The organism is Exiguobacterium sp. s75, from assembly GCF_018617145.1.
In the GTDB taxonomy this organism is placed as follows: Bacteria; Bacillota; Bacilli; order Exiguobacteriales; family Exiguobacteriaceae; genus Exiguobacterium; species Exiguobacterium profundum.
Genome location: NZ_JACSJQ010000004.1, coordinates 34,895 through 59,902, shown reverse-complemented (window position 1 = coordinate 59,902; position 25,008 = coordinate 34,895). Strand labels below are relative to the sequence as shown.

Here is a 25,008-nt window from a genome sequence, read left to right as displayed (position 1 = left end):
GAAAAATTCCATTGCATATTCATGTCAGATGTAGTTTAATTACAACATATTCTAAATTATCAGAATTTTCGGGAGGTTGTATGATGCGTAACAAAAAATGGTTAGCGTTATCGGGGGTCGCATTATTGGCGACGGCTGCCTGTAGCACAGGAGATGACTCATCAAGTTCAGAAGGTTCATCTTCGAACGATGCGAAAAAAGAAATCACAATGGTATCGGCGACGGACTTGCCGCAGCTCGATCCGACACTTACAACAGACTCGACATCGGTCATCGTGACAAACAACGTGTTCGAAGGATTGTATCGTCTAGACGAGAACAACCAACCGACACCGGGGATTGCCGAAGATGTCGAAGTATCCGAGGATGGGCTTACATACACGTTCAAGTTACGTAACGCAAACTGGTCGGACGGTTCTCCAATTACAGCTGAAGACTTCGTTTACTCTTGGAAACGTGCCCTCAATCCTGAAACAGGTGCGGAGTATGCCTATATTCTTCAAGACTTGAAAAACGCGAACAAAATCCTTGCAGGTGAAATGTCGCTCGACAACCTCGGTGCAAAAGCGATTGACGAGAAAACGCTTGAAGTACAATTGGAAGCACCAGCTCCTTATTTCTTAGGATTGACTGGATTCCCAACGTATATGCCGCAAAAACAAGAGTACGTCGAAGAGCAAGGCGAAGAGTTCGCAACATCTGTCGACAAGACACTCTATAATGGACCTTACGTCTTGAGCGAGTGGCAAGACAATGCAGGATGGGTTTACAAGAAGAACCCTGAATATTGGGATGCTGAAAACGTCAAGATGGACACGATCAACGTCAAAGTCGTAAAAGACGTATCGACTGGGGTCAACTTGTTCGAGTCGGGTGAAGCGGACTACACGCTCCTCTCTTCTGAATTCGTTCCGCAATTCGAAGACAGCGACGAGTTCAAAACGCGTGCCGATGCTCGAATCAACTTCCTTCGTTTCAACCAAAAGAACGAAGCGCTCCAAAACGTCAACATCCGTGAAGCACTTGCGAAAGGATTCGACAAACAGAGTGTGACAGATGTCATCTTAACAGACGGATCGCAACCGGCGAACTATATCGTAGCGAAAGACTTCACGTTCACAGAAGACGGAGCTGACTTCCGTGAGAAGTATCCAGACCTCCTCAACTACAACGTAGATGAAGCAAAAGCCGCATGGGAAAAAGGATTAGAAGAATTAGGTGTTGAAACAATCGAACTCGAGTTCCTCTCACGTGACGAAGAAGCATTCAAGAAAGTGAACGAGTTCATCAAAGGCGAACTTGAGAAGAACTTGCCTGGTTTGACACTTAACATCAAACAGCAACCGTTCAAAAACTTCCTTGATCTTGAAGGGAAAGGCGAATATGACGTTTCTGCAGCTGGTTGGGGCCCTGACTATCAGGATCCGATGACATACCTCGACATGTGGGTCACAGACGGACCGTTTAACCGTATGGAGTACTCGAATGACGAATATGATCAGTTGATTCAATCTGCGAAGAAAGAAGCCGATCAGATGAAACGTTGGGAAGCAATGCAAGAAGCAGAACGCATCCTTCTCGAAGAAGACTTTGCCATCGCTCCGATTTATCAAAAAGGTGAGGCATACTTAGAGCGTTCAAACATCGAGAACATGTACCGTCACCCGTTCGGTGCCGATGCAAGTTTCAAGTGGCTTGACGTGAAATAATGATTGTAACCTCCTTGATTCCTACATGGACCAGGGAGGTTTTTCTGTCGTGAAAGTCTCTCTATAAAGAGTTTGACACTGCGGTTCACCTTATTAGCTGTCACGATCTGCATCATGAATGTATCTGGATTGGATGACAAGCACATCTACTTCGCCTCCATTTTGGTTGCTCGAGACACCTTGGTTTTCTTTGTACGTCATTCATCTCCATTACCACAGCCTATCACTGTACATCATAGTTCTCTTTTGGTTCATTCTCGGTAAACTACTCGACCGTCTCACTTATGCAGTGACGACCGCACATAAAAAATGACTTCCATCAAATCGATGGAAGTCATTTTCGTGTATTAAGCCTCACGCTTCGCACGGAGTTCTGCAGGTACTTTCCCACGTTTTGAAATCACTTCTGCGATTCCAACCAATACGATAAACGAAATCAATGCAGCGAAGAATCCGATCCAAATCGACGCTGTAATCCCGAGCACCAAGTAACCGATCGCCGAGACAACCGCTGCAAGAATAGCATACGGCAATTGTGTCACCACGTGGTCGATATGGTGCGAGCCCGCTCCTGTTGAGCTGAGAATCGTTGTATCTGAAATTGGTGAACAGTGGTCACCAAACACCGCGCCGGCCAATACAGCCGCAAGTGACGCGAGAAGGAGTTCCGGTTCAACAGCCATGATCAAGTCGGCACCGATCGGAAGCATCAAACCAAATGTTCCCCAACTCGTTCCTGTCGAGAATGCCATGATTCCGGCAATCAAGAAGAGAAGGAGTGGCAAGTAAGATGCAGCGATTGTATCTGTCACGAAGCTCGCCAAGTATTCACCAGTCTTCATGTCGCTGATGACCGCAATGATTGTCCAAGCAAACAAGAGAATCAAGACAGCCGGCCACATGGCACGAACGCCTTCCCATGCCGCTTTTCCATAGTCACGTGTTGGGATTTTACGTCCGATGAGAAGCAAGAATGCGACAATCAAACTGATGACAACACCCGCAACGAGTGAGCGTGTCACATCTGTCGATTCGAAGGCTCCAATCAACGAGAAGTCTTGACCGTCAGCCGCGAGCGCTTGACCACCCGTGTAAAGCATCGCTGACACTGTCGCAATGATCAGCGTGATAATTGGTACGATCAAATCACGTACTTTTCCACCTTCGTGCTCGTGTAAATCTTCGCTCATTCCCATCGGCTTTCCTTTTGCCGAATCATACAACTCCCCTTGGAGGGCACGAAGTTCGTGCGTGCGCATCGGTCCGATGGCAAGTCCAGTGAATGCCACATATGCTGTCAAGAGTAGTGCGAAGACGGCATAGAAGTTCATTGGTATGATTTGAATGAATGCAGAGAATGAAGAATAGCTGTCAATCGAGTATTTTGCCAAAATACCCGCGATGATGGCGATGATATATGCACCCCAACTTGAAAGCGGGCTGATGACACAGACCGGTGCGGCTGTCGAGTCAATCATATAAGCGAGTTTTGCACGCGATACTTTTTTTCGGTCCGTAAGCGGTCGGCTGATGTTCCCGACGGCCAAACTGTTGAAATAATCGTCGATAAAAATCAAAATCCCAAGTCCGAACGAGACGAGACGAGCGCCACGGGCCGTCTTGACGTTTGAAGCCGCCCATTCTCCGAACGCGCGGGCGCCGCCCGACGTTTGAATGATGGATGACAAAATCCCGAGCAAGAGCAAGAACGCAATCAACAAGACGTTCCATTCGTTGATGGCTCCATCCGCCCAGAATAAAGCGATGATGTTCGACCACAAGTATTGAATCGAATCAATTGGATTGAAGTTATGCAAGAGAAGGACTCCTGCGATAATCCCGACACCGAGTGATGGGATGACCTTTCGTGTTGTGATTGCCATAATAATTGCAAGTAATGCCGGTACGAGTGAGAGTACCGATGTTGAATAATCTACCATGCTGAATTCCTCCTTTTTTATTAGGATGAGGCCCCCTATGCTTAAAAAAACGCAAAGCGAGGGCATCGGCAACAAAGCCGACACCCTCGCTGGATGTTCCGTCTTTCTTAGCCGACTTGGAGCGCTCCATACGTAAATATGTATGGCAGTCCGACGGGTATTTCCCGTCAGCCCAGCACAACCCCACGGACATGGTGTTGCACTTCGGCGATCCTGCCTTTTTGTAGTCCTCATCGTTGTCATCCTCCGACTACTTACTCATCAGCATCGCACCTCTACCTCATCGATAGCACGAATATTCATTTAAAGTTACGTCTAAATTATCACAGGTTGGTGTCACATATCAATAGTTTTTTTCATCACGAATGATTCGCTTCAAGACAGCGAGTGCTTCTTGGTCATTCGTTTCCACCGCTTTAAAGAAGTCGTTGAAGAAGTGATACAACACGAATCGGTCAGCGTGAGACTTCGTCTGTTCTTTAATCGTAGAGAAAATGAGTCGTCGTAAACGACGTTTTGTCTGAGTTTCTTCTGGTAGTTCTTCGCATCGGTCCTTGAAAGCACGATATACAGAATTGATCAATTCCTCATGTTCATCATACGACCGATTGTAAGCAACTTGTTCCATCTGTAATATCCCCCCTTTCAATGTTGACCCGATGAAACTTGACGTAACTATACCAACTTCCCGTCACGCATTCAATCGTTATCGGCGGTTCTTAACAAAAATCATACGTTAGACCGAGTCAAGCGTTGATGAATGAGAACGTGGTCACGTCGAACAATCCCATATCGGTCAATTTCAAGTCAGGAATGACCGGTAAGGCGAGGAAGGACATCGTCAAATACGGATTGAAATGACGATGGGCTCCCACGACATCTAGCGCATCATTCAGCTGTTCCAGAATCTCTGCCACTTCACGATATGGTCGCTTCGTCATCAGTCCACCAATCTCGAGCGGAAGGACGGCAAGCACTTCTCCTTCCGATACGGCGACGACCCCTCCCCCTACTTTTTCAAGCGTTCTCGCCGCGAGCAACATGTCTTCCGGGCTGACCCCGGCGACGACCAAGTTATGGCTGTCATGGGCAACCGTGGCTGCTAGGGCACCTCGTTTCAAGCCGAATCCCGTTACCGGGGCAAGAGCCATATGGCCTGTCCCGTGATGGCGTTCGATGACGGCAAGCGTCGCGATATCCTGCGATAAATCTGCGCCTGATGCGTCTGGTTGGAACGTGAGACGCTGTCGTTTCGTCAACAAGCTGTTCGGAAGCACTTGAATGACATCGATTTCTTCTTCACTTGCGGCAAGTCGGAACGACTCGGCGGTCAATTCGGGTAAAGCGAGCTCACCTTTCATCGGTTTCGGCACTTCAATCCCTTCCGATTCAAACGTCGCATTCCCCTTCTCCGCGACGAGCGTACCATTCACATAGACTTGTTCGATTTTTACCGATTCGACGTCTGACAAGATAACGAAGTTCGCCTTCTTACCAGGTGCGATCGCCCCGACCTCTTTTAATCCATAGGCCTCTGCGGCATGTAGACTTGCGATGGCATAGGCCGTTTCCGGCTTAACCCCTTGCTTGATGGCGGTACGGATGTTGTAGTCGATTCCACCTTCCGCGACCAAGTCATCCAAATGCTTATCATCCGTACAGAAAAGGAAGCGGTGGGCATTGCTTTCCGTAACGGCTAGGCTCACCTTCTCCACGTTTCGAGCAACGGACCCTTCCCGAATTTGAACGTAGAATCCACGTCGCACTCGTTCAATCGCCTCTTCCGCAGTCGTACATTCATGGTCCGTCATGATTCCTGCAGAACGATAGACGTTCAATTGGTCTGGGCCAAGTCCCGATGCGTGTCCGTCGACCACTTTACCCGCTTGTTCCGTCTGTGCGATTTTTTGAAGCATGTCTTCACTTCCGGCTTCAACCGAAGGATAATCCATGACCTCGCCTAGTCCATGCACTCCTGGATCTCCTAAAAACGGTACCAAATCTTCCGCATACAGTTTAGCACCTGCATGTTCGAACGGTGTCGCTGGTACACAACTCGGAAGCATCATCCGAACGTCGAGTGGAAGTCCTTTCGCATCTGCTAACATGTACTCAATCCCGAGTGCTCCGTTCACATTCGCAATCTCATGTGGATCGGCAATCACGGTCGTGACACCAAGTGGTAAGACTGCTTTCGCAAATTCATGCGGGGGGACCATCGATGACTCGATATGGACGTGCGAATCGATAAAGGACGGCGCAAGCGTCCACGTCGGATCGTGATACTCGACCTCTCCATCGTACTCTTCCCCAATAGCCACGATATATCCTGCGTCGATGGCGACGTCTGTACGAATCGTCTCACGACTGTACACGTCAATCACTGCGACGTCTTTAAAGACGACGGCCGCTTTCTTTTTCTTTGCGGCGATGTCAATCAAATGTTGTTTCTCCATCTTTCGATCTCCTTATTCAACGTATTTTAACTATCTTACCAAGAATATTCTTTTCGTTGCAATTTCTTTTTCAAGTTGTGCGACAATGATAACATATCCGTCTGAAAGGGGTTACAACGATGCAATACAAATTAGGAGAGTTGACACCAAAAGTCGATCCGACGACTTATCTTGCACCAGGGGCACACGTGATTGGAGACGTGACCATCGGCGCTCACTCGGGAGTATGGTTCAATACCGTCATCCGTGGAGACGAAGGACCCATTCAAATCGGTTCATACGTCAACATTCAGGATGGTTCGATGATTCATCAATATGAAGGCTCACCGACAATCATTCATGACCGTGTCTCGATTGGCCACATGGCGATGATTCACGGCTGTGAGATTGAAGAAGATTGCTTGATTGGCATGCATGCTACCGTACTCGATGGGGCGAAGATTGGAAAAGGGTCCTTTGTCGCTGCCGGTGCGCTCGTCACACCAAACATGCAGATTCCTGAAGGGGTGATGGTCATGGGCGTCCCAGCAAAAGTCGTTCGTCCATTAAACGATGAAGATCGTTTTATCATGGAGAGAACGGTAAAGAAATATGCCAAGCGTGCCGAACAATATAAGCAGTCGTGCGTTCCAGTTCGCGAAATCCAACGATTGTGAAAGCGTTTACAAGATTCATAAAATGTTAACGTTTCTCTCGAATTTTCTACATAGTTCCTTTGTATACTGAAGGTGTAGCCAAGCTGATGTATTGAAAGGAGCCCACTCTATGTATCCGAACCATGATCAACTCATGCTAGACCTGTATGCCTCGTCCATCAATCCAAGTTATGGCCTTCATATCGATGATTCATTCGATGATGCCCTTCATGGGGCACATCGAGAGGTTTGGGAACGTATGCATTTGGATAATAGTAGAGAAGATTCTAAAAATGGAGGAACGACTGGATGATTCCAACGACTGTGATTCAAGATTGGCTCGCAACAAAAATAAAGCGATAATTGACCGATATATAGAGCAAGCGAGCGAAGGGATTCCCCATCGCTCGCTCTTTATTATTCAAACATGATGAGATGCGAATCAATCGGTTGTCGCGCTTTCGGTGTAGGGATATCTTCTGTGTCATATTTCCCGATTTGCAGGAGACCGATAAACGTCTCCCCTTCCGCCCCGATCATTTCCTTCAACCGTGCATCATCAAACAGTCCACCCGTCCGCCAGACCATTCCGATCTCACGTTCACTTAAGAGCAGCTGAACATTTTGAATGAATGTCGCCGTCGCGAGTAACGCGTCACGATTCCCTTTGTCCGTTTCAAAATGTTTTGCCGTCACATACATACAGGTTGCCGCATTTAAAATCCGTCCCGTCACTTTTTCGCGTTGCCCTTCTGACGCCTCCGAGAAGGCTGGTTCGAGCGCATCGAGTAACACTTGCTTCCCATCCCCATTGAACACATACACGTTCCATGGTTCGACTTTATTGTGAAATGGTGCATGATGTGCCGATTGCAACACTTCATAAAGCACTTTCGTATCGATTGGTGCTTCTTTGAACATACGGACCGTACGTCTTTCTTCAATTAGCTTTTGTGCTGCTGTCTTGGTCATGACCGTCACTTCCCCTTTTTTTCTCTTCTCTATCATAATTGAAAAACGTTCTCATTTCAAAATCAAAAAAAAGACTACAGATTGCTCTGCAGTCTTACGTTGATTGTCCAATGACCTCACATGCCACCAAGTCTTCAAACGTTTGGCGACGAACGACAAGTCGATGTGCCCCGTCCTTCACGAAGACAACAGCTGGACGAAGCATCTGGTTATAGTTGCTCGCCATGGAGAAATTGTACGCTCCTGTTGCTTTGACAAGTAATAAGTCACCTGGTGTGACAGGGGGGATCAATGAGCGGTTCGAGATGATGTCTCCCGACTCACAGCACGCTCCGACTATTTTTGCCTCGAGCGTCTTCTCTTCATTCATCCGAGTCGCTGCCACGACCTCATACTCCGCGTCATACAATGCCGGACGGATATTGTCCGTCATCCCGCCATCGACAGACACGAATGTACGAACGCCACTCACTTCTTTGACGGTCCCCACCTCATAAAGCGTGGCACCCGCATTGGCGACGAGCCAACGTCCCGGCTCAATCCCGATTTTCGGAAGTGGCAATTCACGTGCCTCGACCTCCTCGACCAACGTCTCCATCACTTGCTCCATCGTCTGGGCAAAATCGAGATATTCGTCTTCATCCAAGTAAGCGACGCCGAATCCCCCGCCGATGTTCAAGACGTCCGTCGTATAGCCGGTTTCCTGACGAATCGTATCCATGAAGCGCACCATCGTCTTCACCGTGTTGATGAAGAGGGTCGGATCTTGAATTTGAGAACCGACGTGACAATGGATTCCCTTCAACTGTAAGTGCTCGGCTTCTAACGTTGTACGAATCGCGTCTAAATACGTGTCGTCATGCGTCGGGAAACCGAATTTTGTATCAACCCCACCCGTTTGAATCGCCGCATGGGCACCCCCGACAACTTGAGGCACAATGCGGAGAAGCACATCGACTTCGCGATTGTATTCAGCCGCAAGTCCTGACAAGAGGCTGATCTCCCGCATATTGTCGATGGTAAAGTGTGTAATCCCCTGTTCGAGAGCATACGTGATGTCAAGAATCGTCTTGTTCGATCCATGGACGTGAATGCGCTCCGCCGGTACACCGGCATGCAGTGCCACGTACATCTCACCCCTTGAGACGACGTCGACACTTAACCCTGCGGCCATCACTTTTTCATAAACGGCCGCAATCGATAATGCTTTTGACGCGTATAACGCATACGTGTTCGGATACTTATCTAGAAACGCATTCTGGACAATTCCAAGGCGACGCTCTAGTTCTGGCTCACTCATGATGTATAAAGGTGTCCCGTACGTCGCTTGAAGTTCACGGACGGACACGCCTTCGATCAAGCATTCTGATTGATTGGTGGTGTACATACAATTCCTCCTTCAAAGCGATGTGAGACACGCCACGAACGGGCACAGAGCTGTTCTGAGTTGTTGGCATAGCCAACACGTGTCACGTCATCGATTTTCGTCTCGATCCCATATAATGCGACACGGTCGCCGATTTGTACGTCTTCGTCGACTTTGATGAAGCTATGGCTCATAAAGATGTTACTGATGAACGGGTATGCTTTCCCCGCGATGTGAACAGGCAAGTGACGTCTCGCTCGCATCAATCCATCCCCATATCCGACAGGTAAGACAGCAATCCGTTCTTTCGATTCCGCGGTATATCCCGTTCCATACCCGACATGAGCCCCCGCTTCGATGTCGTGGACGGCAACCACTTCGGTCTCCCAATAAAACGCAGGTACGAGCCACTCAACCGGCTCAACCGACGAATAACCGTATAAGAAAATACCGACACGCACATGTGTGCAATGGTGCAAGCGCAAGTCGTCTTGAAGCGTGGCCGCACTGTTCGCGGCATGAATCAATTCAAACGTATGACGTTCCATCAAACGTGTCGACCAGTCGGCAAAGCGTTCGACTTGGACGCTATGCTCGACTTCGGCATTGTCCGCATCCGCGAGCGGAAAATGTGTACATAGTCCGACAAGGTTCAATCCTTCATTTTGGCAGAAGGCAACGATCTGTAGCGCTTCTTCAAACGTTTTGGCACCGAATCGGTTCATGCCGACGTCTAATTTCAAATGAAGGCGAACGCCATCGAGATGCTCACGCTGCGAGACGAGCCATTCATACGAGCCGATTGCGACGTCAAAATCATGGGCATGCACGTGTTCCCACGTATATACCGGATTCATGACGAGGACGCGAGCCGACTCTGCATGCGCTCGCACTTCAATCGCTTCTTCTAACGTGGTCACCATGAAGTGACGGACTCCTTCATCATACAAAGTCGTCACAACTGGCTCCATTCCTAGGTTATAGGCATTGTTTTTCACGACCGCAAACACGGGGCGCCCGAGCGCTTCAATCCGGCGTTTGTTTTCGCGAATCGCATTCAAGTCAATTGTGACTCCCATCGTGCAAAACTCCTTTACTCTGTTACTGCTGATTTCACGAACGTGATCCAATCGCGGTGTTCCGGAAGTTGTCCTGTTACGGCTTCACGATAGCGTGTCAACATTTCTGTCGCAACCGTCTGGACACCTCCACCAATCGAGATATGGTCGACCTCGATGACGCTCGTCACCTCGGCTGCCGTTCCCGTTAAGAAGATTTCATCAGCCACATAGAGCTCATCGCGTCCGATATGGCGCTCGACGATTTCATAACCGGCCTCGCGAGCCAATTGCATCACCGTTTGACGTGTGATGCCATCGAGTACAGAACAGTCAAGGGACGGTGTCGTAATCGTTTTTCCTTTCACGAGGAAGATGTTCGCGACACTCGCCTCACTGACGTTTCCGTTCATATCAAGGGCAATCGCTTCATCGAATCCGTCACGGAGCGCCTCTCCTTTTAATAGCTGTGAGTTCATATAGTTCGAGGCCGCTTTCGCTTGCATTGGCATCATGGTAGAAGACACGCGGCGATACGAGGCCACTTTCGCTCGAATCCCGACCGTCTTGTTGAAATATTCACCGAGCGGCCAACACGAGATGGCAACATGTACCTTCGTCTCAGCAGTCGGCATAAGTGCCTGCCATGGTGTTCCAAGGAAGACGAACGGACGGATGTAGCATGCTTCAAATCCGTTTCGCTCAATCAATTCCATCGTGGCTTGTTCGAGTTCATCTACCGTATACGGTAGCGTGACGTGGTAGTATGCACACGAGCGAACAAGTCGCTCCAAGTGTTCACGTAATCGGAAGATAGCAGGACCTTCCTCCGTGTGATACGCGCGAATCCCTTCAAAGAACCCGCTTCCGTAATGAATCGCGTGTGTCATGATACTCGTGTTTGCGTCAGTCGGCTCAATCCAAGCCCCGTCTTTCCACATCCATTGTCCATACTGTTCCATAATGCAACTCTCCCATTCCTCATTTTTTATATTTTCTGTCTATTATACGTTAGAGAGAGCGTAAGTCATCAACAAGTTGCGTTTTTTCAGAAGTTTTTTCATCTTTCTGTTTGATGATTCGTGCAGGTGTTCCCGCAACGACAACACCTGGAGGGACGTCTTGTGTGACGACACTTCCTGCCGCGACAACTGCGTTTTCACCGACGCGAACGCCCTCTAAGATGACTGCGTTCGCCCCAATCATGACACCATCCTCGATGATGACCGGATCTTTTGAAGGTGGCTCAAGAACCCCTGCGACCACGGCACCTGCGCCAAGGTGAACGTTCTTCCCGAGCGTTCCGCGTGCTCCGATGACAGCGTTCATGTCGACCATCGAACCATCTCCGATGACAGCTCCGATGTTGACGACAGCTCCCATCATGACGACCGCGTTGTTGCCGATTTGAACGTGGTCTCGGATGAACGAGCCTGGTTCGATTCGGGCATTGAGTTGTGTCGTATCAAGCATCGGTACGGCACTGTTGCGACGATCATATTCAAGATGAGAATCTGTGATGACCGATGCATTAGCTTCTAAAAATGCCGCAGCGCGTTCTGCCGTCGTCAAGAACAGTTTCGACTCATCCGTTCCGAATGCTTTCGCTTCCTCGATTACAAGACCCGCCAATTGACCGTTGACGTAAAGCTTGACTGGTGTTTCCTTCTTAGCATCTTTAATATATTGTGCGATTTCATAAGCGTTTGTGAGTAACATGAGTAGCCTCCTCGTATAAGTTCGATAGATTATAAAGTCCTGCCGGGCGATCAATGATCGTTGCCGCAGCGGCAAGTGCCCCGTTTGCAAAGACGCGTTTCGATAACGCGGTATGTTTCAGTTCAATCATTTCATCATCTCCGGCGAAGAGCACGGTATGCTCACCGAAAATCGTGCCACCCCGAATGGAATGCATTCCTAACTCTTCAGCTCCACGCGCTTCCCGACGTGACGTTCGTTCGTAAATCGGTGTCACGTCACGCTTCGCTTCGATGGCACGTGCCAATAATTCTGCCGTCCCGCTTGGTGCGTCCACTTTCTTCCGATGGTGTGCCTCAATCACTTCAATATCATATCCGAGAGTGAGTGGGACGAGTTGGTCGAGCAACTGCTTCAAGAGCGCGATCCCGTATGAGGTGTTGTAAGACTGGAAGATTGGGATGTCTTGTGAAGCCGTTTCAATCTCGGCCAGTTCATCCGGTGTGAAGCCGGTCGTCGCGATGACGAGCGGAATATTGCGCTCCCGTCCGAACGCGAGTAAATCAGGGAGTAACGCCGGGTTCGAAAAGTCGATCACGACATCGACGGGTACGTCCACCTCATTCAGAGTCGCCGTGTGCTCGTCACTTCCCGGTGAGACGATTGCCGTTACGTTCACACCTTGCGCATGAGCGACCTCTTCGACAATGCGTCCCATTGCGCCAAACCCATGGATGAGAACATTCATTGTCTCACCTCATTGAATTGTTCCATCGCCGATAGTAATTTCGCCTCAGCCGTCGCGCTCATTGGAACGAGCGGCAGACGTGGCACACCGACTTCAAATCCTCGCGCTTGAAGCGCTGCCTTCACCGGAATCGGATTCACTTCTGCGAAAAGTTCATCGATGACTGGGAGTAAACGAATTTGCCACGTACGTGCTGTCTGCAAATCACCCGCCAATAGGGCGTCTGCCAACGCGACCGTCGCTCCCGGATAGACGTTTGATAAAACGGAGACGACCCCTTGTGCGCCCCAAGCCATGTACGGCAAGATTTGATCGTCATTTCCACAGTAAACGGTGAACCCTTCCGGAATATGGGCCATCATCTGCGCCATGACCGAGATATCCCCACTCGCTTCTTTCAAGGCCGTGATGCGCGGATGTTCCGCGAGCTCACCGACCGTTTCCGGTGTCAAGGCGACACCCGTCCGTGACGGAACATTGTAGAGCATGAGCGGAATCGGTGACGCATCCGCAATCGCAGTAAAGTGAGCAATCAGCCCGGCCTGTGTCGACTTGTTATAGTACGGTGTGACGACCATCGCCATCTCCGCACCAAGTTCGGCGGCCCGTTTCGTTTTCTCAATACTGACTGCTGTATTGTTCGAACCGGTCCCCGCGATGATCACGGCTCGACCGTTTGCGACCTCCACCGCTCGAACGAGCAATGTCTCAAACTCGTCATCAGTGATTGTCATCCCTTCGCCGGTCGTCCCACCGATGACGAGACCCGTCACACCTTCTTGGATTTGGTCTTCAATTAATGCCGCCCATGCTTCTAGATTCAACTGCCCATTTTCTTGAAATGGGGTAGCTAGTGCTGTCGCCACTCCTGTGAACATGTCATCTCCTCCTTATTTCGTCGCTGTTTGACTAATCATACATTGCGCGATTTGAACGGCATTCGCTGCCGCCCCTTTTCGGACGTTATCTGCAACGCACCAAAGATGGAACGTATTGGGTTGTGAATCGTCTCGGCGAATTCGTCCGACATACACCTCATCCGTCCCGTTCGCATCGAGCGGTGTCGGATATGTCAATTCGGATGGATTGTCCATTAACACGACCCCTGGTGCATCGGCGAGGACTGCTTTCAGTTCTGCGACTGTCGCATCTCGCTCGAGCGACACCGTGATCGAGACCGCATGACTGTTTCGCACCGGCACTCGGACACAAGTGGCCGTCACCCCGAGGTTTGGCGCATTTAAAATCTTACGTGTCTCATCCATCATCTTCTGTTCTTCTTTCGTATAGCCATTTTCTAGAAACACATCGATGTGCGGCAACACGTTATCATAAATCGGATACGGATAATTCGTCGGTTCCTCTCCGCGCGCACCGCGCTCGAGGTCATCGATCCCTTTTTGACCCGATCCCGATACCGCTTGATAAGATGTATAGGCGACGCGTGTCAGTCCGTATACTTCCGCTAGAGGCGCGAGCGCCACGACCGATTGAATCGTGGAACAGTTCGGGTTCGCGATGAGCGTTCTCTCCGGACTGAGTTCGACTCGGTTCACTTCCGGTACGATGAGTGGAATTCCTTCTTGCATTCGGAATGCACTTGAATTATCGATGACAATGACTCCTTGCTCACTCAACCGAGGGGCATATTGTTCACTGATGCTCCCACCTGCAGAGAAGAGTGCGATATCGATCGGGTCCGCATAAATCGCATCGGTCAATTCACGAATCATGATCGATTGCCCATTCACCTCGACCGTCTTTCCTGCCGAGCGGGCTGAAGCATAGAGTCTCAGTTCGCTGATTGGAAATTCATATTCTGTTAAGACGTCAATCATTTTTTGTCCGACGGCACCTGTCGCACCGACGACTGCTACGTTATACATTATGCTCCCCCCTTATAAGTGAAACCGGGCCGCAATGGCTGCGACTGCCGCTTCTACGTCTTGTTCTTGAATCGTATAGGAAATACTGATTTCAGACGTCGTGACTTGATAGAATGGAATCCCCATCTCACGGAATGTCGCGAAGAGCTCTGATGCGACGCCTGTCGCGTCTCGCATGCCGATTCCGACGACCGAAATTTTTGCATGTTCCGTGTGACGATCGATTTTGATTTGAGGCAAGGTCGCTGTCAACTCCGCGAGTGCCTCTTCTAAAAATGCCTCTTCATCGAGCGGACATGTGAACGAGAGGAACACTTCACCGTCGAATGCCGTCTGTGAAATCATATCGATGTTGACGTGTCGCTCTGACAATCGTTCAAAGATGTCTGCGACTCCCGCCGCCGTATGCGGAATATGTTTGATTGAGACACTGAGTACGTTCTTGACGACACTCACACTCGTGACTGCTTTCTGTTCCATCGCTTGCGTCGTATCCATGATCCATGTTCCTCCTTCGCTCGAAAGCGTCTTCCCAACAAAAATATTGACGTCATATTTCTTTGCGAGCTCCACGCTTCGCATCTCCATCACTTTAGAGCCCAGTGCGCTCATCTCCATCATCTCGTCATAGGAGACCGTATCAAGCCGTTTCGCCGTCGGATGGATTCGTGGGTCCGTCGTATATACACCCGCGACGTCCGTATAAATTTCACAACGCTGACTGAGGACGGCCGCCAGTGCGACGGCTGTCGTGTCCGAACCGCCACGCCCAAGGGTCGTGACGTCTCCCGCTTCATTCACGCCTTGGAATCCGGCGACAATCAGGACGTCGTATTGACGCAACTTCTCGTGTAACACTTCTTTCCGAATCGCTTTGATTTTGCTCTTCGTATGAATGCCCATCGTATCAATCCCGGCTTGCTGTCCTGTTAATGAGATGGCCGGTACGCCTCGCGAGTTCAAGGCGATACTGAGTAGGCTAATTGTCTGTTCTTCCCCGACGGCGAGTAGCCGGTCGAGTTCGCGAATCATCGGGCGATCCGTGATTTGTTTGGCGAGCGACAAGAGCGAATCTGTCGTTTTGCCCATCGCCGATACGACGACGACCAATTTTTCACCGGTCGCCACACGTGTCTGTAAATAGTCCGAAATGGCTTGTATTTGTTCGATTGTGGCAACGGAGCTGCCACCAAATTTCAGTACGGTTGTCATCAAGTTCCCCACTTTCAAGATGTCCACCAACAGAAAAAGCGGCAGACCGGTAGGAAGCACTCTCCCTACGGTCTGCCGCTTGTACGCGCAGTTGAAAAACGATTAAAGAATCGTTCCGTAGATAGCGCTCCATGGTAGTTGACCATGGCAGTGTAGGCGTTGTTCACGACTACCCCAGCCTTCATTCACACGCACGTGAACGTCGACTTCGGCGAATTTCCCCTTTCGGCTCGGTCCGGAGTGCGTCCGTTTCAACCAAGCTTACTCATGTCATTCGCAACCTCTATCTGTCAGTTGTTAGTATTAGTTATAACAAAACGAAATCTTCTTGCCAACCTTTTTTTAGAAAAATGGGATATTTCAAAAAAGGATTACCATGTTTTTCGCATCATGCGGTGTGGGAGATTGGCATCCAAAAACTCATCTCCGAACGCCTCGTACCCGAGCTTTTCATAAAACGGAAGGGCCGTCAGTTGTGCACCCAATCGTAGTTCAACCAACCCTTGACGTTTCGCGACACGTTCAACTTCAATCATAATGTCTTTCCCATATCCATGACCCCGGGCCGATTGAATCGTCGCCACTCGCTCCACTTTTCCGACAGTCGAGTCGACTGGACGAAGACGCGCTGTCGTCACAGGTTCGGAGTCAAGGAGCCCGACCACATGTGTACACATATCGTCTAAATCATCGTATTCTAAACTCGCATCAATTCCTTGTTCCTGAACGAATACGATCTCCCGCACTTGTTTGGCCTGTTCAATCAACGCTGGTTCGTTTCCCGATTGAATGATCAACATGGTAAAACTCCTTCCTGCAATCGTTTCACGATTTCTTCGATTCCCTTTTCTAGTTCCGCTACGGATGTGAAACGCGCTTGGGCCTGCTTATGGCTTCCACCGCCACGACCGATCTGCATCTCTTGGAGCGCCGCTTTCAAGAATGTGCCGACGGCGATATCCTGTGTCCCGTCATGCATAACGAACAATTTCTGCGTTCCATAGTTGGCGCCAACGGCAATTCGTCCTGTTGCTGCGATTCGTTCGATGATGGCGGTCGTCAACGTTTCCGCTTCTGTTCTCCCGACATGTAAGGCCACATAGTTATCTTCTTTCAACACGGCCTCCACTTTCGCTTTGGCAATCCGTTCTTCGAGCGTTTTGATTTCTTTTTCACGTTCCAAACGAATCGTATGTTCTTCGATTACACGGGCTGCCACGGATTCATTCGTTGTCGAGAATGTATGGTGAATCGTCCGCAACGCTGCTCGCGCTTGTTGAGTCGCCTTGATCGCTCGACTTCCCGCCACATACGTCAAGCGGAGATTCCCCCTCACTTTCTTCACCGCCGTCACATGGATGGTACCGAGTTGTCCCGTTGTCTCCACATGAGTGCCACCACATGCATTGTAATCTAGACCTTCGATTTCGACGATGCGAATCATCCCCGTTCGGTCCGTCTCTTTCCGTAAGCGCGCCCGGTCTACTTCTTCTTTTGGGATTTCATAGACACGAATCGGACGGTTTTCAAAGATGACTTGTTGCATCTCTTGTTCAAGTGCCTCAACGTGCGCCCAGTCCATCGTTGCCGTTTCAATCTCAATAGATGAATCGGTCTCTCCGATTCCAAAGCTGAGCGTCCGAATGCCATGGCGGTCTTCCAAAATCGCCGTTATCACATGTTGAGCAGTATGCTGGATGGAATGATCCCGTCTGACGTCCTCATCGATTCGAACCTCTATCGTCGTGCCCGCTGGTAATGATTCTGACAAGAGATGCCATACTTCCCCGTCCTTGATTTGTACGTCCAGTACAGGATGCCTCCCAATCCATCCACGGTCAGCCGGTTGTCCCCCACCTTCCGCATAAAACGGGCTGTTCTCGAGTGTGTGCCAATGACCGTTGCCGTCTTCCTTTATTGAGGTCACGACTGTACTTGCTGTATATGGTTCCATCTTGTCCTCCACCTTCTCTCTATAATCTGTTCAGACAACTAGTTTAATTTCGTCTATAATGAAACATACATCTTCTCAGTCAGGAGCGAAATGATATGTTAGAAATCGATAAACAATCTCCGTTACCTATTTATTATCAAATTGAAGCGTACTTAAAGCAACAAATTGATGACGGATTGTTAAAACCAGGAGACACCTTGCCTTCAGAGCGTGAATTTTCCGAGCAATTTCATGTCAGTCGGATGACGATTCGTCAAGCCATCATGAACCTCGTCAACGCCGGTTACTTGAGCCGTCAAAAAGGACGAGGCACGTTCGTCGCGAGTCAGAAGATTGCGATGACGTTATCGGGACTGACGAGTTTTTCCGAGGAAATCAAACATCGAGGCATGCGACCGCTCAGCCGTCTCTTGTCATACGAGGTCATTCCGGCAACGGATCGCATCGCGCAGCAACTGAGTATCCCAAATCAAACACCGGTTTATGAGATGAAACGGTTACGACTCGCCGATGATCATCCACTTGCGCTCGAGACCGCCTATATTCCCGTTCATTTATTGCCTGACCTGACGCAAGATGACGCCACGGGATCGATTTATGCGTATGCCGAACAGCATGGCTTACGCTTGAAGAATGCAACACAGACACTCGAAGCCCGGAGCGCCGGTCCAGAAGAAGCCAAACTCCTCACCATTTCTCCGAACGCACCGGTCTTGTTGATTGACCAGCGAACATATCTCGAAGATGGCAGCATGTTTGAATACAGTCGTTCGCTCTTCCGTGGCGACTCGTACTCTTTCACCGTCGCCATGGGTCGCATATAACGCACGAAACAGAAATACGATTTCCCACCCTCTTTTCGACTCATATTGGAACTAAACAATCTTATTCTACGTATAAAAAAACGCTCAGAAGATGAATTCTGAGCGTTTTGCATTTTTCGTAAGTCAAACTTTATTGTGCTTCATACGTTATTCCATTCGGGTCCAACGTGTAAGACTCTAATTCCGTATCCGTCATCGGCTCGACACGATTACCGGCGTCCGCTTGTTGTACACGATAGCGTACTTCTTCAAGAAGCGGTTCGTTCAAGAAATAGTAGAAGTGTCCGTCATCTGCCCGGGCACCTTCTCCAGTCAATTGATATTGCACCGTATTGTGAAGCGCGCCAACATCTTCACTTAAACGCATATAGTCATTCGGGCCAAGTGTCGTCTGCATGTTGTCGCCGACGGCTTTCAAGACCTTATCGTAATTGTTTAGGAGTGAAGTACCGAGTGATTGTTCGAGCACGGCATTGATGACTTCCATCTGGCGTTGTCCACGACCGATGTCCCCACGTGGATCATCGTATCGATTTCGAACGTAGGCAAGTGCCTCTTCACCAGAAAGCTGTTGAAGTCCTTGTTCGATTTGAACTGTCTCACGTGACGCATCGTAACTGTTTTGTTGTGATGAGAACGGAACATCAATCTCAACGCCACCTACAGCATCAATGAAATCAACGAACCCTTGGAAGTTGAGCGAGACGACATGGTCGATTTCAACACCGACTAAATCTTCGATCGTGTTCGTCGCCATCCGCATCCCGTTGTTTGGATTCGATTCATCCATCGAACCGAAGTAGTAAGCGTGTGTGATCTTATCTTGGTCAAGTCCCGTCTTGCCATAAGGAATGTTATATCCCGTGTAGTCAATATTGACATACGAGTCACGCGGGATACTGAGCATCGTCGTCTGCTTTTCTTTCTTGTTTAAAATGACGACAATCATAACGTCCGATCGTCCGAACTCGCCACGCGCTTTCTTCTGTGGCGAAAGGTCTGTCCCTAAAACCAAGAACGTCTCCGTATCTTCTTTATCATAACGAGTCGGCTCAACCGTCGGGTCATCCTCTAATGTGACTTGGGTGCCTGACAACATATTGTGGGCTTTGTAAAACGCTGTACCGTAAATGCTAGATCCAGCAATAATCGCAATCAGCACGAGGGCACTAAATATCTTATAAAACGCAGACGGACCTGTGCGCTGTCTGCGAGCATGTGTTCTAGAATTCATATCGGTCTCCTTCGAGTCAAAATAATGAGCTTCACTCATTATAGAGGAAAGCGGTAAATTTGTCGAAAACGTTTTGATGACAAATTCGTTTCTTTACATTTTCCCACAGTTGAACACAGAAAAACCCGCGGAGATGACTCCGCAGGTTCGTTAATCCCGAATGGTGAAAAATCGTGTTGCCGCTTCTTGCCCACGGGCTTGTAAAGATTCCGCACAGCGCGATGCAGCCGCCCCGTCGAGCACGACCGTCACACCTGGATGGGCCTGGAGGATTGTGGCCGGCCAGTCGACCGTCGGTACGCTTTCAATCATATGTTGTACCGCTTCAGCTTTCCGCACCCCTGTCGCGACTAAGACGATTTCACGCGCATTCATGATCGTATCGAGTCCCATCGTGATCGCATGCGTCGGGACGTCTTCCAATCGGTCAAAAAAGCGACGGTTTGCCTCTCGTGTTGATTCGGTGAGTTCGGTCACGTGCGTCTTCGCATCGAGGGCCGTGCCCGGTTCATTAAATGCGATGTGACCATTTTCCCCGATACCAAGAAGTTGTAAGTCGACACCAAGCTTCCGAACGAGGTCTTCGTAACGAGCCGCTTCCGCTTTTGGGTCCGGTGCGTCCCCTTGAGGCAAGTGACTCTGTTTGAATGGCACTTCATCGAAGAGACGGTCTTTCATAAAGCGGTTGTAACTTTGAGGATGTTCGGGCGATAATCCGATATATTCATCTAAATTGACGCTCGTCACATGGCTACAATCGAGCGCGTCCTGTTTAAACATCTGATACATCCCGACCGGTGTGCTACCGGTTGCGAGACCGAGTACAAAGTCATGTTTCCCTGAAATCCGTTCTTTGATTAGCGTATAGGCGATTCGTTCCGCGTCGTTCGCCGTCTTTGCGACTAGTACATTCATCTTTGTTCCTCCCGTTCATATACGATTCGACCTTTGACGAAAGTCATCTGAACATGTGTCGTGTCATCCCAAACGACAAGGTCTGCATCAAACCCCGATTTGATATCGCCTTTTGTCGTCAACCCGAATTCTTTGGCCGCATTCGTCGAGGTCATTTTTACCGCTTCTTCCACCGTACATCCCGTATATGCCTGAATGTTTCGGAATGCAGCATCCATCGTCAACACACTGCCCGCAAGGTTCCCGGCTTGAAGTCGCGCAGCCCCGTCCGCTACGATGACCGGTTGGCCGCCAAGCTCATATTGTCCGTCCGGAAGTCCTTTTGCTCGCATCGCATCCGTGATGACGACAAGTTCATCTGCTCCTTTTAAGCGAAACGCGAAGTCGACCATCTCCGGACGACTATGGATCCCATCCGGAATGATTTCCGCGATGACTCCACCCTCTAAGAGACAATAGCCTACCGTTCCGGGTTCTCGATGATGTAACCCACGCATCTGGTTATAAAGATGCGTCCCGTGTTTGACGCCCGCCTGCTTGTTCTCTTCAAATGTCGCGCTCGTATGGCCCGCTGAACCGATCGCACCGGTTTCGCGAAGTACCGCTTCAAATGCACGTGCACCTGGCCGTTCCGGTGCATACGTAACGAGGCGGATATGACCGCCGGCAAGCTCTTGCCATTTTCGGAACTGCTCGGCGTCCGGGTCGATAATATATTCCGCCGGCTGTGCCCCAGCCATCTCCACGTTGACGAAAGGACCTTCCAAGTGAATCCCGATGAGTGTCGTATCCTGCGCTTCGATGACGTTTCGGACCGCCTTCAAAGCATGCTCAATCGCTTCTTTTGACTGCGTGATGGTCGTCGCAAAAAAAGAAGTGACGCCTTCTTGTAGCATGTCGTTACTCAACTGCCGAAGTTTTGATTCATCCGCATCCATCGTATCGACTTCATATCCCCCGTGGATATGCACATCGATGAGACCCGGTGTCACGAGTGCTCCAGCGACATCAATCACATGCTCATCCTGTTGTTCAAACTGTTCCATCGATCCGATTTCATCAATCGTTTGACCATTCCATCTGATATATCCACGTTCCCATGTATGTTCTGCTGACACGATACGAGCATTGATCAATGTCCCCATCGGTTCACCACTCCTTTTTGTTTTCCTCCATGTTATCATATCGGATAAAAGTATAGTTGTATAGACCAATTTTAAATAAATAAAAGATTGTTCACATTTGCGAACAACCTTCTCCTCTCTATGTCGATTGAATCGTGCCATATCGTCGGACAATCCATACTAACCGGAGGAATAACAAGACCGCTCCGGCTGCAAGTCCAGCAATCAAGCCAATCCAATAGCCGTCTGGTCCAAACCCGGCGTGCTCTGCCAAAACATACCCGAGAGGTAAACCGATGACCCAATAAGCGACGAGTGAAAGGACGAGCGTGATGTTGACGTCTTTAAAGCCACGTAATATCCCTTGGATCGGTGCCGCGACGGCATCTGACAATTGGAAGAATACAGCAAAAATCATAAAGTGCGCTGCAAGGTCCACGACCGTCGGGTCATTCGTATAAATGGCCGCGACCCGCTCGTTTTGCCAAAACAAAAAAGCACCCGAAAAGATAGAGACACCGAGACAGAGCGCGAGCCCGATTTTTGCATAGCGGACGGCATCCTGCAGTCGTTTCGCGCCGAGCTCATACCCCACGACAATCGTCAACGCGCTCGATGCCGAAAGTGGCAACATGTACACGAACGAGGCAAAGTTAATCGCCGCTTGGTGAGCCGCGACGATTTGGTCACCATATGAACTGAGCAATACCGTGACCGCCGCAAAGATGCTGACTTCGGCGAAAATGGCGAGCCCGATTGGGGTCCCAAGTTGTAACAACTCTTTTTGTCGGAGCCAGACCATCCGTTCGGTCGTCCGTAAAAACTTGTATTCGCGGAACGGCTTCCCGTTTCTCACGAAGAAGAAGGCCATGAAGAAGAGTAGCCAGTAAGTGATGCTCGAGGCGATTCCCGCTCCAACACCTCCGTACGCCGGCACACCTAGTTTTCCGAAGATGAAGATGTAATTTAATCCGACATTAATGGGTAACCCTAATAGTATGAGGATCATCGAGACTCTCGTCTTGCCAAGGGAATCCATGAGCGTGCGTAGCACATTGAACAGGAACATCGGCAAGACGCCGAATCCAAGGGCAAGCAAGTATTGCGTCGCGATTCGTTTCCCTTCTACACTGAGCCCCATGCTCTCGATCGCCATCGGCACAAGGAGTGAGCCCAACGTCAGCGTGATTACGCTCAGCATGATGGCTAAATAGATACCTTGAAACAAGGTACGTTGAATCTGTTGACGGTCTCGCGCACCAAGCGCTTGCGACACGATCGGGGCCACCGCCAGCAAGATTCCACTCAGTCCGGTATACACCGGCATCCACAAGCTTGAACCGACTCCGACACCAGCCAAATCGACGGCACCCGCCCGTCCGGACATGACGGTATCGAAAAAGCTAATCAAATAAAAAGACACTTGCGTGACTAGGATTGGAAAGAAAATCGTGAAGAACAGTTTGATTTTTTCGTTTAATGAATGTGTTTGGTACATGGACAACCCTCATCTCTTTTTCAGAAAGGAACTTATAATTATGAATCAACGGCATGCAGAAAAACTTAAATTTGAACTGTTGGAAACGTGGAACACGTTCAATCACTATGTGACGGAAGCCCTCACCTTTAACAATTCTGAGGATATTCACCGCGCCCGGGTGCATTTACGGAAACTGATCACCTTCATGCAACTATACGAAACGAAGCCGGCGACGTTTCGACAACTCAAACAATTGATGGAGGCACTCGGTCATGTGCGCGACCTCGACGTCCTCATCGAAACGTTTGATTCTAAATCCGAACTCGACCATGCGTTTCTTGAAGCGATGGAGACAGAACGTGCCATCGCACGGACGATTCTATCTACCCGTGTCAGTGAAAAAATGACACCGTCGCTCGATCAACAAGTACGTCGCTTCATCGGTGGACCGTTATTTCGTGCGTTCAAAAAAACGAACGCCTCCCCGATGTTAGAAAAGGCGAAAAGTGAGCGCAAGCAACGTGTGCGCGTCTATCATGAACGATCCAGTGGAAAAGAACAACTTGAAGCGCTCCATAAAGTCCGTTTAGCCGTCAAACGCGAACGCTATTTACATGAGTACTTGCTAAACTATGAATCGGATGCATCGATGGACACTGTCCGAACGTTAAAAAAAATGCAAACCGAACTCGGTGAGATGAACGACCATGACCAACTGTTAAAGCGTTGGCGGGCCTTCACCCCTCGAGCTGAACTACAGTCCGAATACGACCGAAAAATTGAAACATTACAGCAGGAACTCGATGCATCCGTGGAGCACCTATCGATTTAGCGAGATGTATAGCGCTCAATCAATAGTTCCAACAACTTCATTCCGGCAATCGAGTTTCCTTTTGAATCAAGTGCCGGACCAAATATGCCAAACCCGACGTTATTCAAATCCAGTTCGTGGTTCCCGACCGCCAAGATGGCACCCGACACCCCACTTTTTCCTGGAAGACCAACCCGGACAGCGAACTCACCCGATGCATCATACATGCCACACGTCGTCATGATGGCCTTGACGATTCGGACGACCCGACGTGGAATCAACTCTTCGCCCGTATCCGGGTCTTCTCCATTCCCTGCAAAGACACGCCCGATTCGTGCTAAATCAAAACAATCAATCTCGATGGCACACTGTTTCGTATACACATCAATGATCTCATCGACATCACCTTCCACAATTCCATGGTGACGCATGAAATAGAGCAAGGCACGATTCAAGTCGGTCGTCTCGTATTCAGAGCGGGCGACTTTTTCGTCGTACGTGACCTCCTCGACCGAGCGATTTAACAACGTCGCTAAAAACTGGCGGAACTGATAGATTTTGAGTTCTGCCGTCTCCCCCAAAATCATACTCGTCACCGCTAACGCCCCGGCGTTGATCATCGGATTGAGCGGTTTTGACGGGACCGTTTCCTCAAGTTTGGCGATGGAGTTGAATGCGTCCCCCGTCGGCTCCATCCCTACTTTCGAAAAGACATAGTCCTCCCCGAACTCCATCAGTACATAACAAAGGGTGAGCGCCTTCGATACGCTCTGAATCGTAAACTTGTGATGAACATCCCCCGCATGAATATACGTACCGTCCGGCAAACAAATTGCCACCCCGAGTAAATCGTTTTTCACATGTGCGAGTTCAGGGATATAATCTGCCACTTTCCCTTGAGCCGTGTACGGACGACACTCATCAACCAAGTGATTCAACTGTTGTTCGAGTACATTCATTCCATCACCTCATGTTCCATCAAATTT

Annotated in this window: 24 protein-coding genes and 2 riboswitches; of the genes, 5 read left to right on the top strand and 19 right to left on the bottom strand. The window is 49.5% G+C overall.

The window, feature by feature from the left end:
* The first annotated feature begins 83 nt into the window (after positions 1 to 83).
* Complete coding sequence (locus tag KNO68_RS12515) at positions 84 to 1,709, top strand: peptide ABC transporter substrate-binding protein (protein WP_215112596.1); 1,626 nt, start codon at positions 84 to 86, stop codon at positions 1,707 to 1,709.
* 347 nt (positions 1,710 to 2,056) lie between these two features.
* Here KNO68_RS12515 and KNO68_RS12510 read toward each other — a convergent pair whose 3' ends face one another.
* The 3 genes from KNO68_RS12510 to ade all read right to left on the bottom strand — a co-directional run bounded on the left by KNO68_RS12510 (position 2,057) and on the right by ade (position 6,105).
* Complete coding sequence (locus tag KNO68_RS12510) at positions 2,057 to 3,649, bottom strand: Na+/H+ antiporter NhaC family protein (protein ID WP_214685501.1); 1,593 nt, start codon at positions 3,647 to 3,649, stop codon at positions 2,057 to 2,059.
* A 111-nt stretch (positions 3,650 to 3,760) separates the two neighbouring features.
* Positions 3,761 to 3,935, bottom strand: a riboswitch (Lysine riboswitch).
* A 57-nt stretch (positions 3,936 to 3,992) separates the two neighbouring features.
* Positions 3,993 to 4,277 (bottom strand): hypothetical protein, encoded by a 285-nt coding sequence (locus KNO68_RS12505; protein ID WP_015880753.1) that lies wholly within the window; start codon positions 4,275 to 4,277, stop codon positions 3,993 to 3,995.
* 118 nt (positions 4,278 to 4,395) lie between these two features.
* Positions 4,396 to 6,105, bottom strand: coding sequence for an adenine deaminase (gene ade, locus KNO68_RS12500; protein WP_214758239.1), 1,710 nt, complete (start codon positions 6,103 to 6,105; stop codon positions 4,396 to 4,398).
* A 119-nt stretch (positions 6,106 to 6,224) separates the two neighbouring features.
* Between ade and KNO68_RS12495 the strand changes: the two genes are divergently transcribed.
* Together KNO68_RS12495 and KNO68_RS12490 are read left to right on the top strand one after the other, a co-directional pair.
* Positions 6,225 to 6,761, top strand: a complete 537-nt coding sequence (locus tag KNO68_RS12495; protein ID WP_214758241.1) for a gamma carbonic anhydrase family protein — start codon at positions 6,225 to 6,227, stop codon at positions 6,759 to 6,761.
* Between the two features lie 109 nt (positions 6,762 to 6,870).
* Positions 6,871 to 7,053 (top strand): hypothetical protein, encoded by a 183-nt coding sequence (locus KNO68_RS12490; protein ID WP_214758243.1) that lies wholly within the window; start codon positions 6,871 to 6,873, stop codon positions 7,051 to 7,053.
* 104 nt (positions 7,054 to 7,157) lie between these two features.
* Here KNO68_RS12490 and KNO68_RS12485 read toward each other — a convergent pair whose 3' ends face one another.
* The 11 genes from KNO68_RS12485 to KNO68_RS12435 form a co-directional block, all read right to left on the bottom strand.
* Positions 7,158 to 7,712 (bottom strand): nitroreductase family protein, encoded by a 555-nt coding sequence (locus tag KNO68_RS12485; RefSeq protein WP_251028335.1) that lies wholly within the window; start codon positions 7,710 to 7,712, stop codon positions 7,158 to 7,160.
* A 94-nt stretch (positions 7,713 to 7,806) separates the two neighbouring features.
* Positions 7,807 to 9,099, bottom strand: coding sequence for a diaminopimelate decarboxylase (gene lysA, locus KNO68_RS12480; protein WP_215112597.1), 1,293 nt, complete (start codon positions 9,097 to 9,099; stop codon positions 7,807 to 7,809).
* Positions 9,069 to 10,157 carry an alanine racemase gene (alr, locus tag KNO68_RS12475; RefSeq protein WP_215112598.1) on the bottom strand — a complete coding sequence of 363 codons (1,089 nt, stop codon included), beginning with the start codon at positions 10,155 to 10,157 and terminating at the stop codon, positions 9,069 to 9,071. The genes lysA and alr overlap by 31 nt, the downstream gene beginning before the upstream one ends.
* Positions 10,158 to 10,171: 14 nt before the next feature.
* Positions 10,172 to 11,098, bottom strand: a complete 927-nt coding sequence (locus tag KNO68_RS12470) for a branched-chain amino acid transaminase (RefSeq protein ID WP_074037806.1) — start codon at positions 11,096 to 11,098, stop codon at positions 10,172 to 10,174.
* 49 nt (positions 11,099 to 11,147) lie between these two features.
* A complete protein-coding gene (dapD, locus tag KNO68_RS12465; protein ID WP_214758247.1) occupies positions 11,148 to 11,855 on the bottom strand; it encodes a 2,3,4,5-tetrahydropyridine-2,6-dicarboxylate N-acetyltransferase in 708 nt (235 codons plus the stop codon).
* Complete coding sequence (gene dapB, locus KNO68_RS12460) at positions 11,833 to 12,582, bottom strand: 4-hydroxy-tetrahydrodipicolinate reductase (protein ID WP_214685489.1); 750 nt, start codon at positions 12,580 to 12,582, stop codon at positions 11,833 to 11,835. Before dapB ends, dapD begins: the two co-directional genes overlap by 23 nt.
* Complete coding sequence (gene dapA, locus KNO68_RS12455; RefSeq protein ID WP_214758251.1) at positions 12,579 to 13,460, bottom strand: 4-hydroxy-tetrahydrodipicolinate synthase; 882 nt, start codon at positions 13,458 to 13,460, stop codon at positions 12,579 to 12,581. The genes dapB and dapA overlap by 4 nt, the downstream gene beginning before the upstream one ends.
* 12 nt (positions 13,461 to 13,472) lie before the next feature.
* Complete coding sequence (locus KNO68_RS12450) at positions 13,473 to 14,468, bottom strand: aspartate-semialdehyde dehydrogenase (RefSeq protein WP_215112599.1); 996 nt, start codon at positions 14,466 to 14,468, stop codon at positions 13,473 to 13,475.
* A gap of 12 nt (positions 14,469 to 14,480) precedes the next feature.
* Positions 14,481 to 15,680, bottom strand: a complete 1,200-nt coding sequence (locus KNO68_RS12445) for an aspartate kinase (RefSeq protein WP_078147890.1) — start codon at positions 15,678 to 15,680, stop codon at positions 14,481 to 14,483.
* A 114-nt stretch (positions 15,681 to 15,794) separates the two neighbouring features.
* Positions 15,795 to 15,974, bottom strand: a riboswitch (Lysine riboswitch).
* Positions 15,975 to 16,051: 77 nt separating this feature from the next.
* Complete coding sequence (locus KNO68_RS12440; protein WP_214784693.1) at positions 16,052 to 16,480, bottom strand: GNAT family N-acetyltransferase; 429 nt, start codon at positions 16,478 to 16,480, stop codon at positions 16,052 to 16,054.
* Positions 16,474 to 17,634, bottom strand: a complete 1,161-nt coding sequence (locus KNO68_RS12435; protein WP_215112600.1) for an alanyl-tRNA editing protein — start codon at positions 17,632 to 17,634, stop codon at positions 16,474 to 16,476. The genes KNO68_RS12440 and KNO68_RS12435 overlap by 7 nt, the downstream gene beginning before the upstream one ends.
* A 95-nt stretch (positions 17,635 to 17,729) precedes the next feature.
* Between KNO68_RS12435 and KNO68_RS12430 the strand changes: the two genes are divergently transcribed.
* A complete protein-coding gene (locus KNO68_RS12430; RefSeq protein ID WP_215112601.1) occupies positions 17,730 to 18,458 on the top strand; it encodes a GntR family transcriptional regulator in 729 nt (242 codons plus the stop codon).
* A 130-nt stretch (positions 18,459 to 18,588) separates the two neighbouring features.
* Here the strand turns inward: KNO68_RS12430 and KNO68_RS12425 are convergent, their stop codons facing one another.
* The 4 genes from KNO68_RS12425 to KNO68_RS12410 all read right to left on the bottom strand — a co-directional run bounded on the left by KNO68_RS12425 (position 18,589) and on the right by KNO68_RS12410 (position 23,229).
* Complete coding sequence (locus tag KNO68_RS12425; protein ID WP_214685479.1) at positions 18,589 to 19,692, bottom strand: LCP family protein; 1,104 nt, start codon at positions 19,690 to 19,692, stop codon at positions 18,589 to 18,591.
* A gap of 150 nt (positions 19,693 to 19,842) precedes the next feature.
* Positions 19,843 to 20,607 (bottom strand): glucosamine-6-phosphate deaminase, encoded by a 765-nt coding sequence (nagB, locus tag KNO68_RS12420; RefSeq protein WP_215112602.1) that lies wholly within the window; start codon positions 20,605 to 20,607, stop codon positions 19,843 to 19,845.
* Positions 20,604 to 21,752: an N-acetylglucosamine-6-phosphate deacetylase gene (gene nagA / locus KNO68_RS12415; RefSeq protein WP_214685478.1), complete on the bottom strand. Its 1,149-nt coding sequence runs from the start codon at positions 21,750 to 21,752 to the stop codon at positions 20,604 to 20,606. Before nagA ends, nagB begins: the two co-directional genes overlap by 4 nt.
* Positions 21,753 to 21,870: 118 nt before the next feature.
* Positions 21,871 to 23,229: an MATE family efflux transporter gene (locus KNO68_RS12410; RefSeq protein ID WP_214689081.1), complete on the bottom strand. Its 1,359-nt coding sequence runs from the start codon at positions 23,227 to 23,229 to the stop codon at positions 21,871 to 21,873.
* Positions 23,230 to 23,269: 40 nt separating this feature from the next.
* On the opposite strand from KNO68_RS12410, the gene KNO68_RS12405 reads away from it, so the two are divergent.
* Positions 23,270 to 24,043, top strand: a complete 774-nt coding sequence (locus KNO68_RS12405) for a CHAD domain-containing protein (protein ID WP_214689079.1) — start codon at positions 23,270 to 23,272, stop codon at positions 24,041 to 24,043.
* Here the strand turns inward: KNO68_RS12405 and glsA are convergent.
* Positions 24,040 to 24,981: a glutaminase A gene (gene glsA, locus KNO68_RS12400; protein ID WP_015880732.1), complete on the bottom strand. Its 942-nt coding sequence runs from the start codon at positions 24,979 to 24,981 to the stop codon at positions 24,040 to 24,042. The two genes, KNO68_RS12405 and glsA, sit on opposite strands and share 4 nt — an antisense overlap.
* Between the last annotated feature and the right edge of the window lie 27 nt (positions 24,982 to 25,008).